This is a genomic window from Chryseobacterium lathyri (genome assembly GCF_030812195.1).
Lineage (GTDB): Bacteria > Bacteroidota > Bacteroidia > Flavobacteriales > Weeksellaceae > Chryseobacterium > Chryseobacterium lathyri_A.
Map to the genome: position 1 here is coordinate 757,322 of NZ_JAUSSF010000002.1, position 12,290 is coordinate 769,611.

The window sequence follows — 12,290 nt, forward strand, 5'->3', positions numbered from 1 at the left end:
TTGAATCAACCCAGATACAGTAATGTATTTGGGTTGATTTCTTTCATGCCCTTTCGTTATTTAGATTAAATTTAAATAGCGTATATTTGCCCTTACAAAAAATCAGGCTTTGAAAGAGATTGACTTACATAAATTAAGTGGATTCCCTAAAAATAAAATGGGGAAGATTTTGGGTTATGATAATGATCATCTGAGAATGCCCAACAAGATCATAGAAATGGGCCTTCTGCCGGAAACTATTTTCAGGGTATTGTATCAGGCACCGTTCAATGGTCCCATGTATGTAGAATTTGGAGAAGAAAAAAGCCGAATTGCTCTTCGTGAAGAAGAGGGAGATTATATTATTGTTGAAGAATTGAATTAATGCAGGAAAATAAGAAAAAACAGGTCCTTTTGGTCGGGAATCCTAATGTAGGAAAGTCTACGGTTTTCAATGCCCTGTGCAACAAAAAACAGAAGACCGGTAATTATGCAGGAGTTACCGTTGCGAGTCATTCAGGAAATTACACGTATAAAAATGAAGAGGTTGAGGTGATCGACCTTCCGGGTTCATACAGTGTCTATCCAAGCTCTGAAGATGAAGCTATTTTTTCCAAATTTCTTATTGATGAACAGAAAAACTATGAAGGTGTAATCTATATCCTTGAAGCATTGAGCTTAAAAAGAGGATTGCTTCTCTTCCAGCAGATACAGGATCTTGGTATACCTATGATATTGGTAGTCAACCAGATCGATCAGGCAAAAAGAAGAGGAATTACCATCGATATTCAAAAGTTTTCAGATGCTTTGGGCATTAAAATAATCCAGACCAACGCCAAAGAGCAGATTGGAATAGAAGAGATCAAAGAAGCTGTCCTGAAAGATGGATTTAAAAAAGCAGATAAAATCTCCTTTGAAACGCCAAACGAACATAAAGATTTTATTCAAAAGATAGCGGCCCACAAAGGTCTCGACAATGAATATAAAGCCTGGATGAGCCTTTCATTAGGCGCTGATCTCGGAAGAATAGAATCTATAAAGGATCTTCTTAACCAGCCCGATTCCAAAAGCCTGGTTCCAAAACGGCTTCAGGTTCAGGAGACCGTAAGAAGATATCAAAGTGTAGATAAAATATTAGCAGATGTAATCTCTAAAAAAGCTCAGTTCAAAGAGCTTTTAACAGAAAAACTAGATAGAGTCTTGGTCCATAAATTCTGGGGCTATGTTGTTTTTCTTTTTATCCTGTTGGTTATTTTCCAAAGCGTTTTCTTCCTTGCAGAATATCCCATGAACTGGATCGAGGATTCCTTCTCATGGCTTGCTGCTTTTACGGGAGAACACCTGCCGGAAGGACCTGTCAATTCACTGATTTCGAGTGGAATTATTCCAGGAATTGGAGGAATTGTAGTATTTGCCCCACAGATTGGTATTTTATTGTACTTTCTATACTTACTGGAAGATTCGGGATATATGGCGAGAGTGGTATTCCTCATGGACAGGCTGCTGCGTCCTTTCGGACTGAATGGGAAAAGTATCGTTCCTCTGGTATCGGGAACCGCCTGCGCCATTCCTGCTGTGATCTCTACAAGAAATATTGAGAACGTAAAAGAAAGGCTGCTTACCATACTGGTTACACCTTTCATGACCTGCTCTGCAAGACTTCCGGTATACAGCATCATTATCGGACTGATTATTTCTGAAGGATCAGTCCTTGGAATTAAATATAAAGCACTGGTATTGATGGGGATGTACCTTTTAGGCTTCCTTGTAGCCTTGTTTTCAGCGGCAGTTTTGAAAAGATTTATCAAGAATAAAGACAAAACTTATCTTGTAATGGACCTTCCTACCTATAAAAAACCACTTTTCGGATACGATCTTAAAATGGTTCTGGGTAAGGTTTGGGATTTCATTACAGGAGCAGGAAAAATTATTTTTATTGTGAGCATCATTGTCTGGTTTTTAAGCTACTTCGGGCCTAAGCAGAATCCCAATCAATTTGTGGCTACCAATGTAGAACTGGACCATTCCTATCTGGCCAAAATGGGTAAAGGAATTGAACCTCTTATCGAACCCCTTGGCTACGACTGGAAAATGGGTGTAGGAATTTTAACAAGTTTTGTGGCCAGAGAAGTCTTTGTAGGAACAATGTCTACGCTCTACAGCCTGGATGATGATGCTCCTGAAGTGAAGGTAATAGATAAAATGAGAAGAGACGTAAAACCTAACGGAGAAAAAGTGTTCAGCTTCGCAACAGGAATTTCCGTACTTTTATTTTATGCATTCGCAATGCAGTGTGTTTCTACGCTTGCAGTAGTCTACAGAGAAACCAAAAGCTGGAAATGGACCGGCTTTCAGGTTGTGATGATGACCGGTTTGGCATATTTTGTGTCGTTGATAGCCTATCAGATTTTAAAATAATGGATACTTCATTAATTTTTCAGTACGTAATCATCATACTGATCGTTGCATTCGCCTGTTACTCTTTATTTAAAGTACTCAGAAAGAATTTTGCGCCGAAAAAATTCAGTTCCAAAAGAACCAACTGCGACAAAGACTGCGGTTGCTCCTAATCCCTGTTTTTAAACTTATAATTGAAAAAATTGTAGTAATTTCATTCTTTGAAACTAAAACCTTTTCAATTTGAGCCCGAAATCAGCAGCTGTCTTTTTATTCTCTCTTGTAACCGTTTGGGCAAACGCCCAGTTCGATACCACTAAAATCAAGTCCTATGCAGATCAGGTAATGGTCCGCATAAATTTTGACACCAATATTGAAAAATATGTTTTTACAGCGGGCCCAGAGGATAACCCTATAGAAACCATCTTCTCAATTAACAACAAAACAAGAGCCTCTTTTTCTATCGATTATAGGATTATAAGTGCAACGGTTTCATTTACACCAAATTTCCTTCCAGGTAATAATGATGATGAGCTCAAAGGAAGCAGCTCTTATGCAGACTTGAGATTCAGGTTTTTCCCAAAAAAGTTTATTCAGACCGTTTATTACAAAAATGTTAAAGGATTTTACATGGAAAATATGAGCGACTTCTTCCCGGATTGGAAAGAAGGAAGAGATTCATACATCCAGTTTCCAGATCTGAGAGTTCAAAGTTTTGGAGGGTCTACAGCGTATGTGCTGAAGGATCATTTCTCCCTGAAAAGTATTTACACTCAAGGTGAATGGCAGAAAGAAAGCCGTGGGAGCTGGGTGCCCATTGTAGATTATGATCTTTCCATATTCAGAGATATTTTAAACGGACAGAAAAGTAAAGAAACCCAATACAGCTTTGGTGGCAGTATGGGTTACTTTTACAATTGGGTGCTGGGTGCGAAAAAAAGAGTGAATATTGCTCCCCATATCTCGCTGGGATTAGGCGGAATGTTTTCCAGCAGCTGGGATATCCAAAATGACGGGACAAAATCAAACAAGCAAAATACACAGTATCTGACACTCAGATTTGCTACGGGACTTCATATAGGATATAATACGGACAGATTCCTTTTTGGAGGGAAATTTAATGTCAATGCCTATGCCTACAGTGAAAAAAATAACCAGAATGTGCAAAATAACAATTTATACGGGCTGCTTTATATAGGTTATCGTTTTTCGCCACCGAAGGTTATCAAAAGGAATTATGATAAGGTTCAGAAAAAGATTCCCATCCTATAGCCTTATTGGGTCTTTTAAGTATATTTGCTACTGAAACCAATTAAAAAAATAAAAAAGAATGTCGTTAATAAAATCTATTTCCGGGATCAGAGGAACGATCGGCGGAAAAGTAAATGATAACTTAACCCCTCTGGATGTCGTGAAATTTGCATCAGCATTTGGAACATGGCTTCAGAATACACAAAATAAAAAAAATTTAACACTTGTCATAGGAAGAGATGCCAGAATTTCCGGGGAAATGGTTTCCTCACTGGTAACGGCTACCCTACAGGGGTTGGGAATTAATGTAGTAGATCTGGGACTTTCTACAACACCGACGGTGGAAATAATGGTTCCTGAATTGAATGCAGACGGAGGAATTATCCTTACCGCTTCTCACAACCCAAAACAATGGAACGCTCTTAAGCTATTGAACGGCAAAGGAGAATTCATCAGCGGAGACGATGGTGCAAAAGTACTTGCTCTCGCTGAAAGTGAAGATTTCAACTATGCAGAAGTTGATGATCTGGGAAAATACGAAACACGAGACGATGCATTTGATATTCATATCCAGCAGATTTTAGATTTACCGATGGTGGACGTTGAGGCTATTAAAGCTAAAAAATTCAAAATCGTTCTCGATGCTGTAAATTCTACAGGAGGAATTGCAATTCCAATGCTATTAGACAAATTAGGCTGTGAGACAATTAAATTATATTGCGAACCGAACGGGCAGTTTCCACATAATCCTGAACCCTTGAAAGAACATCTGGGAGATATCTGTGAGCTTGTAAAAAAAGAAAAGGCAGATTTAGGAATCGTTGTAGATCCGGATGTAGACAGATTAGCTTTAATTGACGAAAAAGGAGAAATGTTTGGGGAAGAATACACCCTGGTTGCCGTAGCAGATTATCTATTGAAACATAAAAAAGGAGTTGCCATATCAAATCTTTCTTCAAGCCGCGCTTTGAGAGATGTTGCCAGAAGCCACGATTCAGAATACTTTGCAAGTGCTGTAGGAGAAGTGAACGTAGTAAACCTGATGAAAGAGAAAAATGCCGTGATTGGCGGAGAGGGAAACGGAGGAATTATCTATCCTGATCTTCATTACGGAAGAGACTCTCTAGTGGGTGCTGCCTTATTTTTAACTCATCTCGCCAAAGAAGACAAAACAGTTTCCCAGTTAAGGGTCGGATATCCGGAATATTTCATGGGCAAAAAGAAGATAGAGCTGACTCCGGAAATCAACGTAGATGATATTTTAACCAAAATGGAAAAGGAATATCAGAATGAAGAGGTTTCCACTGTAGATGGTGTTAAGATTGATTTTGAAAAGAACTGGGTGCATCTGAGAAAGTCTAATACGGAACCCATCATCAGAATTTATACAGAGGCCCACTCACAGGAAGAAGCCGATAAGCTTGGAGATGATATCATCGCAAAAATTAAAAGCTTAATTTAAAATAAAAAACAAGAACGGAGCAGAAATGCTCCGTTCTTGTTTTGTCGGATTTCTTTTAAAAATATTCCGAAGAAAGGAACGAAAGCAGAAATAAATTCAGTCTTGAATATTGAGATTAGGTCTGAAAATGGATCATCATAACTATTTAACCACAATTTCCGTTTTTTATCCACAATCCTTTTATCTGTTTTCTTTTTTTACTATCTTTAATATAGAAATTTATGAAAAAATAATTCAAAAAAAAGTTGCAACTTTGCATAAACATTTGAATTTCAGTTTCAGAGGTTATTATTAATTAAAAAGTTTGCCGAGGTTTGTAAGTATATTCAGACATCGGGCTGACAAAGACGACACTATTGGAAGAGTATTTTGGAAATGAACTTGTAAAAAAGTTCGAGGAAATGATGGAAAATAATGATGAATTCTACTTCGATACCGAAGAGCTAGAAGACATTATTGTTTATTATTTGGAGCTGGGAGATTTTAACTACGCAGACAATGCTGTTAATTATGGCCTTAAGCTTCATCCCAATTCATTGGATATCAAGATCAAAAGACTTGAGATTCTTTTGGAATGGGAAGATTATAATACCGCAAAAGAGCTCATTGACGAACTGAAAGGTTCCTCCATGGAGAACACAGATTTTATGGTCTGCTATGCGAAGTATTATTCGAACCTGGGAAACCCCAGAAAAGCCATTGACATCTGCAAAAAAGCCCTAGAACTGCAGGAAGAAGAGAACTTCCTTCACAACTTTATTGCGGACGAATATGTAAACTTGGGAGATCCCTTTAACGCTCTTAAACACTACAGAAAAGCACTGAAAGAAGACCCTACGGATGAGTACTCTCTCGAAAACTGTATGATCTGCTTCAGCGACCTGAATAAGAGCGAGGAGGCTATTGCCTTTCTTAATGAATATCTAGATGAATTTGCCTATTCCGAAACTGCATGGTTCGAATACGGGCAGTTTTACTTCAACAGGAAGAATTATGAAGAAGCTATAAAAGGATATGATTATCTGTTGGCCATCAATTCAAGTTCTGTAGGAGTATATGCTAATAAAGCAGCCTGCTACGAAGCCCTGGGACAGTACCAGAAGGCAGTAGAGGTATATGAGGAAATGCTTGAACTTGAATATACCAAAGCATTTACATTTTATAAGATAGGATTGTGCTATAAAGCACAGAAACAGTCCATAATGGCACTCAATGCATTCCAGAAATCATTGCGAGAAGATCCACAATTTTATCTTGCGATGATGGAGCAGTCTTATCTGTATGAAGAAATGGGAGGTATGAAAGAAGCATTGCATTTTGCAAAAGAAGCAACCCAACTGAACGACAGTAATCTTGACTATCAGAAAAGACTGGCATTTCTGTTCATTGATTCAGGAAAATTTGAAGAAAGTCTGGCCTGCCTTAAAAAATTGGTAGATGCAGAACCTTCAAGGTTTTATAACTGGTATGCCTATTCAGAAGTCTTGATGCTTCTTGGTGAATATGAAGAAGCAGTAACTATTCTGGACAAAGCGATTAAAGTACATGACAGAGCAGAGCTTTATTACCAGCTCAGCAACTGTTATTTCAACCTGAGAAATCCGGAAAAAGGAGCAGAATCCCTTCAGAAAGCTTTAAGCATAGATTCGTCTCTGGCCACAGATATGCAGAAGAAATATCCTTTTATTAAAGATGAGGTTAAGAAGGTTAAAGCCAAGGTGAAAAAGAAGAATTCTTAGGAAGTTGGAAGAGAGAAGCTTAAGGTCAAAGACTTGCTTAATTCTCCTGACAGCTTAAAATTTTAATGGTTTAAATGAGCAATCATAAATAAAAAATCCTGCAACAATGCAGGATTTTTAGTTGATATCAATTAATGAAATATTTATTTTTTAATAACAGCTGTTTTAGATCTTAAAAAGATCAATCCGCCTATAATGATTCCTGCTCCCACAAACTGCAGAAAGCTTAGCTTTTCCCCATCTAAAAAGCCCCAGATAATAGCAACGATCGGCATTAGCAGCGTCACTGTTGAAGCAAATAATGGTGTAGATACTTTCAGTAGCCGGTAGTTTAAAGTCATGGCCAGCCCGGTTCCAAAGATGGATAATAACCCTACAAACATAAGTCCAAGCATATTGTCTTCATTAAAACTGAATGTTGAAAAGAACCCCGTGAATGTTAAAGCAATAAGAGAAGGGAAAAATAAAACAAATGAGAAAACAAACGCCGATAAAATAGTGGAAGAAACATCCATAAGCTTGGACTTCACCGTTGTCGTGCTTAAAGCATAGCACAGTGTGGCCAATAACAATAATAATATCGGAATGAGTTTAAAACTTCCGCCTTCTCCATCCCCTCCGAAAGCCAGCAAACAGACCCCGGCAAAGCTGATCATTGTTCCCACAATCTGCCTTTTGGTTGTTTCGAATTTCCAGACCAGTGCGCCCACAATAATCACGAAAATAGGCATCATAGAATTGATAATTCCTGCAATGCTGCTGCTCACTTCCGTTTCCGCGATCGGAAAGAGGAACATAGGAATGAAATTTCCTGTAAATGCAGCAAGAATAAGCCATTTCAGATGTTTTTTTGGAAACAGTTTATATTTTGAGATAGCAATCGGCATTAAAATAATTCCTGCAATCAGAACCCTCAGTGCACCAACCTGATAAGGGTTGAAATGCTCAAGCGATTTTTTGATCAGAATAAAAGACGATCCCCAGATAACTGTTAATACAATCAGAAGGACCCATTTTTCTTTATCTGCGTTCATTGTTTTGGTGTAAGATTTTTAAAAACTCTTTTTTAGGAATCATTTTGGCGCCTAAGCTTTCCAGGTGCTCGGTATGGGACTGACAGTCAATAAGATCAAGGGTTTCCTTATTACTTTCTACAAAGTGTATAAAGCCTGCCTTAGAGGCATTGCTTACTTTGGCAAACATGCTTTCTCCACAGAAGACACTCCCGATAAGAAGGCCATAAAACCCGCCGACAAGTTCCCCGTTCTGCCACACTTCAATACTTTTTGCCAGACCATAGTCGTGAAGCTTGATGAAAGATTCCATCAGCTCATCCGAAAGCCAGGTTCCCGTCTGTCCCTTTCTGCTGGCTTGCTGGCAATTTAGGATCACTTCCCTGAAGTTTTTGTTCTCTGAAAATGTAAAAACATTCCTGTTCAGGATCTTTCTCATCGATTTGGATACTTTCAGCTCATCCGGATACAGAACAAACCTTGGATCCGGGCTCCACCACAGTATTTCTTCTCCGGGGTTATACCACGGAAAGATTCCCAGCTGGTAGGCGAACCAAATACGCTCTATAGACAGATCACCACCGAAAGCAATCAGGCCTTCATGTCCGTCATAAAGTTCAGGGTCTGGAAATGAAATCTCGTTTTCGTCTAGTCGGACCATTTTTTTGGAAAAAAAATCCCACTTGAGCAAGCAGGATTTATCTTTGATCTTTTTTTTAAATTAAAAAGGTAAATCATCGTCATCGTCACCAGCGAAAGGATTTTCATTGGAAACCGGAGATGCAGATTGGGAAGGAGAGGCCTGAGTAGGCTCAGATCCGTTGTCCATCACTTTTTCAATTTTCCATCCTGTGATAGAATTGAAATATTTAGTTTCACCTTGAGGAGAAACCCATTCTCTCCCTCTGATGTTGATTCCTACTTTTACATTTTCGCCCTCCTTAAGGTTGTCTAATAAACTGATCTTGTCAGACAAAAATTCTATGTTTATCGGCTGTGGATACTGTTCTTGGGTTAAAATAACCATTTCTCTCTTTTGAAAACCGCTTGCAAATGTCTGAGCATCAAAAAGTTTCTTTACCGTTCCTTGTAATTCCATATTGTAATTATTAACGTTGTAAAAGTAAGAAAATGAAATGTAATAATCAGGGGGGCGGAAAAAAAATATGAGAATTTTAATTTTTTTTTCTGAAAAGTTTGGAGACAATGGAAAAAGTCCTATATTTGCACTCACAAAAACGAAGCAAGCTCTTTAAAATAAACAAAACAAACCAGCGGATGTGGTGTAATTGGTAGCCACGCCAGACTTAGGATCTGGTGCCGTGAGGCGTGGGGGTTCGAGTCCCTTCATCCGCACTATGCGAAAATAGCTCAGCTGGTAGAGCACAACCTTGCCAAGGTTGGGGTCGCGGGTTCGAATCCCGTTTTTCGCTCCACACCTGCCCTGGTGGTGGAACTGGTAGACACGCAGGACTTAAAATCCTGTGTTCGTAAGAACGTGCGGGTTCAAGTCCCGCCCGGGGTACTAAACTCTCTGTTGATCTCAACGGAGAGTTTTTTTATTTTTAAAAGGTTTGTCAAAATCAGTTTATTTATTCATTGTTTGTGTGTTTTAATGTTTCTTTCGTTCTTATTTAAAGCAAAATGTTTTATATTTGTAGCTATAAAAGGAACAAGTTCTTTATATAAAAGAATAAAAAAACAACCGGCGGATGTGGTGTAATTGGTAGCCACGCCAGACTTAGGATCTGGTGCCGTGAGGCGTGGGGGTTCGAGTCCCTTCATCCGCACTATGCGAAAAACTCCCTGTATTGCTTACAGGGAGTTTTTGTTTTATAACTTCTGATGGTTCGCAGGAATCAGGCATACGCTCTTAGATTAAAAATTATTGATTGTCCTGTTGCTTAAATTTAGCCCTTGTCTCCATCTCTATTTTTAAATAGATTTTATCCAATCTGTATCCAAGATAATAGTAACTTCTGTATCTGTGTCCTTAACTGAATACTCCATAATTTTGTTATACTAAAACAGAGTATTATGGAAACGATCATTCGAAACCAGCAGCAGCTTCAATATGCCGACGTCTATATTTCAGATATGCAGTCTCTGAAATATATTTTTCTGCAGTTACAAAATTTGTCCAGATTAAATCATGACTTTGGTGTACCCTTTCTTTTGGCTAAAAAAAGAAATGAGATTCTGGGTTTTGCAAGCCTGATCATTAACGGAAAAGGAGAGGCCACATTTAAGATTTATGGGAAAGGCGACCTTACAGACTCTGAAGAAAAGAATTTTAATCTTCAGGCTGAACGTTATTTTAATAAAAACAATTCAGCAAATTTCCGGAATGCAGAACAGCTGAAAAGCAGTATCAATAGAATGGTCAGCTGGCTGAATATAGGTTAAAACTTCAATAAAGTTGTACATTTACTTAAAACCGAGGCTTTATGTCAAAAGACGTTCTCTATCTTAAAATAGCAAAATCTGTCACCGAGCAGATCAAAAGTGATACATTGCAATTGGGGGACAGGCTGCCTTCACTAAGAAGCGCTCAAAAACTCTATAACGTCAGCCTGAATACTGTAAAACAGGCTTATATGGAGCTTGAAAGTCGCTCTTTGGTTGAGTCCCGTCCTAAATATGGTTATTTTGTGAGCCAGACTTCCCAAAGAAAACTGGCTCTGCCCTCGGTGGCTCCGATGAAAATAGCAGAAAAGAAAAATACACCGGAAGATCTTATTGATAAAGTATTCGGAACCATTGATGGTACAGATGTTACCCAGTTTGCTTTAGGGATTCCCGGGAAAAGTTTTCTGCCTTTGGCGAAGCTTAAGAAATGCATGATCAATGTGATCAAAAGAAAAAATGACAGCGGAACAGATTATGAACCGGTACAGGGAAACGAATATCTACGTCGTGAAGCGGCCAAATGGGCTTTGGTGCTGGAGGGAAAAATATCAGAGGATGATCTTGTCATCACTTCCGGAGCCATGAATGCAGTATATACCTGTCTGATGGCAGTGACGAAGCCCGGAGATTCCGTAGCAGTGGAAAGCCCGGTTTATTTTGGAGTACTTCAGGCGATCCAGCAGCTGGGGCTGAAGGTAGTGGAAATCCCTACACATCCTATTTGTGGAGTGGATCTGGATGCTTTGAAGAAAGTGCTGCCTACGCTTTCTGCTTGCTGTTTTGTGACAAATTTTAATAATCCGCTAGGGTTTCAGATGCCCGATGAAAATAAAAAGGAACTGGTAAGGATGATCACGGAATATAATGTTCCTCTGATCGAAGATGATATATACGGAAACCTGTATTTTGGATCAGAAAGACCAAAACCATGTAAATTTTATGATGAAGCAGGCCTTGTCATGTGGATAGGATCGGTTTCTAAGACGCTCGCTCCGGGTTACCGCGTAGGATGGGTTGCTCCGGGAAAGTTTAAAGAAAAGGTAATCCGGCAGAAGTTGGTACAGACCGTATGCAGTCCGTCCCTGTATCCGGATGTGATTGCAGATTTTCTTGAGCATGGCCGCTATGACCACCATCTGAGAATGTTCAGAAATAAGCTTTATGCGAATTATCTTCAGATTCAGAAATCAGTGATCCAATATTTTCCTGACAATACCAAAATTTCAGAACCCAAAGGAGGTTTTATGTTGTGGCTGGAACTGGATAAAAAGATATGTACTGAAGATCTATATGACGAAGCGATGAGCCAGAAAATAAGCTTTGCACCCGGAAGAATGTTTTCTCAGTATAACCAGTATCAGAACTGCATGCGTCTTAATTATGCCCTGGAGTGGACGGACAGGGTAGAAAGTGACCTTGAAAAGCTGGCAAAAATGGTAAAAAAAAGAATTTAATTAAACACTATAATAATGAATAATATGAGCGGTGAGGTGAAAATTATAAACTATGATCCTCAATATAAAGAAGCTTTCAAGGCGTTAAATGAAGAATGGATTAAAAAATTTTTCACGATGGAGGCAGGGGATTATAAACTACTGGATAATCCCGAAGAGCATATCATAAATAAAGGAGGATATATTGTTTTTTCCCTGTTGGATAATGAAGCTGTAGGAACCTGTGCTTTGGTGAAAATATCCGATGAGCCCCTTAGATTTGAGCTTTCAAAAATGGCTGTAAGCCCTAAAGCCCAGGGAAAGAAAATAGGATATCGGGTAGGACAGGCTTTAATAGATAAAGCCAGAGAATTAAATGCAGAAAGTATTTTCCTGGAAACAAACTCTATGTTGGTGCCTGCAATAAAATTGTATGAAAAACTTGGTTTTAAACATATGCCGGTCTCTGATTCAGCTTATAACCGCTGTAATACACAGATGTTGCTGGAGCTGAATGTTCAAACAGGCTAAATTAATATGAAAGCTTTGCCGTTTGTTCTCTAAAATCGTCTTCTATTATAAGGTTTCGCTTTCTCTCTTTGTCTTT

Annotated in this window: 11 protein-coding genes and 4 tRNA genes; 12 read left to right on the plus strand and 3 right to left on the minus strand. The window is 38.8% G+C overall.

Annotated features, from left to right (window positions below):
- The first annotated feature begins 109 nt into the window (after window positions 1–109).
- From J2T03_RS13660 to J2T03_RS13680, 5 genes are all read left to right on the plus strand, one after another.
- On the plus strand, window positions 110–364 hold the full coding sequence (locus J2T03_RS13660) for a FeoA family protein (protein ID WP_306841157.1): 255 nt from the start codon (window positions 110–112) through the stop codon (window positions 362–364).
- Window positions 364–2,397, plus strand: coding sequence for a ferrous iron transport protein B (gene feoB, locus J2T03_RS13665; protein WP_307211846.1), 2,034 nt, complete (start codon window positions 364–366; stop codon window positions 2,395–2,397). The genes J2T03_RS13660 and feoB overlap by 1 nt, the downstream gene beginning before the upstream one ends.
- Window positions 2,398–2,619: 222 nt before the next feature.
- On the plus strand, window positions 2,620–3,648 hold the full coding sequence (locus J2T03_RS13670; protein WP_307211849.1) for a DUF4421 family protein: 1,029 nt from the start codon (window positions 2,620–2,622) through the stop codon (window positions 3,646–3,648).
- Between the two features lie 58 nt (window positions 3,649–3,706).
- Window positions 3,707–5,089 (plus strand): phosphoglucosamine mutase, encoded by a 1,383-nt coding sequence (glmM, locus tag J2T03_RS13675; protein WP_307211851.1) that lies wholly within the window; start codon window positions 3,707–3,709, stop codon window positions 5,087–5,089.
- 356 nt (window positions 5,090–5,445) lie between these two features.
- Window positions 5,446–6,828 (plus strand): tetratricopeptide repeat protein, encoded by a 1,383-nt coding sequence (locus J2T03_RS13680; protein ID WP_306841163.1) that lies wholly within the window; start codon window positions 5,446–5,448, stop codon window positions 6,826–6,828.
- Window positions 6,829–6,971: 143 nt separating this feature from the next.
- Here J2T03_RS13680 and J2T03_RS13685 read toward each other — a convergent pair whose 3' ends face one another.
- From J2T03_RS13685 to J2T03_RS13695, 3 genes are read right to left on the minus strand one after another with little or no spacing between them, the layout of a single operon-like run.
- A complete protein-coding gene (locus J2T03_RS13685) occupies window positions 6,972–7,862 on the minus strand; it encodes a DMT family transporter (RefSeq protein WP_306841164.1) in 891 nt (296 codons plus the stop codon).
- Window positions 7,849–8,502, minus strand: a complete 654-nt coding sequence (gene aat, locus J2T03_RS13690) for a leucyl/phenylalanyl-tRNA--protein transferase (protein WP_307211854.1) — start codon at window positions 8,500–8,502, stop codon at window positions 7,849–7,851. Before aat ends, J2T03_RS13685 begins: the two co-directional genes overlap by 14 nt.
- Window positions 8,503–8,562: 60 nt before the next feature.
- Complete coding sequence (locus J2T03_RS13695) at window positions 8,563–8,940, minus strand: DUF3127 domain-containing protein (protein ID WP_034739828.1); 378 nt, start codon at window positions 8,938–8,940, stop codon at window positions 8,563–8,565.
- Window positions 8,941–9,115: 175 nt separating this feature from the next.
- Between J2T03_RS13695 and J2T03_RS13700 the strand changes: the two genes are divergently transcribed.
- The 7 genes from J2T03_RS13700 (at window position 9,116) to J2T03_RS13730 (ending at window position 12,214) form a co-directional block, all read left to right on the plus strand.
- Window positions 9,116–9,197 (plus strand) — tRNA-Leu (locus tag J2T03_RS13700).
- A gap of 4 nt (window positions 9,198–9,201) precedes the next feature.
- A tRNA-Gly gene (locus J2T03_RS13705) sits at window positions 9,202–9,277 on the plus strand.
- Window positions 9,278–9,282: 5 nt separating this feature from the next.
- Window positions 9,283–9,366: transfer RNA gene (locus J2T03_RS13710), tRNA-Leu, on the plus strand.
- 183 nt (window positions 9,367–9,549) lie between these two features.
- Window positions 9,550–9,631, plus strand: a tRNA-Leu gene (locus J2T03_RS13715).
- Window positions 9,632–9,878: 247 nt separating this feature from the next.
- Window positions 9,879–10,247: a hypothetical protein gene (locus J2T03_RS13720; protein ID WP_307211856.1), complete on the plus strand. Its 369-nt coding sequence runs from the start codon at window positions 9,879–9,881 to the stop codon at window positions 10,245–10,247.
- Window positions 10,248–10,288: 41 nt separating this feature from the next.
- Window positions 10,289–11,704, plus strand: coding sequence for an aminotransferase-like domain-containing protein (locus J2T03_RS13725; RefSeq protein WP_307211857.1), 1,416 nt, complete (start codon window positions 10,289–10,291; stop codon window positions 11,702–11,704).
- Between the two features lie 15 nt (window positions 11,705–11,719).
- Window positions 11,720–12,214, plus strand: a complete 495-nt coding sequence (locus tag J2T03_RS13730) for a GNAT family N-acetyltransferase (protein ID WP_306841168.1) — start codon at window positions 11,720–11,722, stop codon at window positions 12,212–12,214.
- Window positions 12,215–12,290 lie beyond the last annotated feature (76 nt).

Excerpts from the sequence above, each read along its gene's own strand:
- feoB (WP_307211846.1), top strand. The coding sequence starts at position 364 with ATGCAGGAAAATAAGAAAAAACAGGTCCTTTTGGTCGGGAATCCTAAT.
- glmM (WP_307211851.1), top strand. The coding sequence starts at position 3,707 with ATGTCGTTAATAAAATCTATTTCCGGGATCAGAGGAACGATCGGCGGA.
- J2T03_RS13685 (WP_306841164.1), bottom strand. The coding sequence starts at position 7,862 with ATGAACGCAGATAAAGAAAAATGGGTCCTTCTGATTGTATTAACAGTT.
- aat (WP_307211854.1), bottom strand. The coding sequence starts at position 8,502 with ATGGTCCGACTAGACGAAAACGAGATTTCATTTCCAGACCCTGAACTT.
- J2T03_RS13695 (WP_034739828.1), bottom strand. The coding sequence starts at position 8,940 with ATGGAATTACAAGGAACGGTAAAGAAACTTTTTGATGCTCAGACATTT.
- J2T03_RS13720 (WP_307211856.1), top strand. The coding sequence starts at position 9,879 with ATGGAAACGATCATTCGAAACCAGCAGCAGCTTCAATATGCCGACGTC.
- J2T03_RS13725 (WP_307211857.1), top strand. The coding sequence starts at position 10,289 with ATGTCAAAAGACGTTCTCTATCTTAAAATAGCAAAATCTGTCACCGAG.
- J2T03_RS13730 (WP_306841168.1), top strand. The coding sequence starts at position 11,720 with ATGAATAATATGAGCGGTGAGGTGAAAATTATAAACTATGATCCTCAA.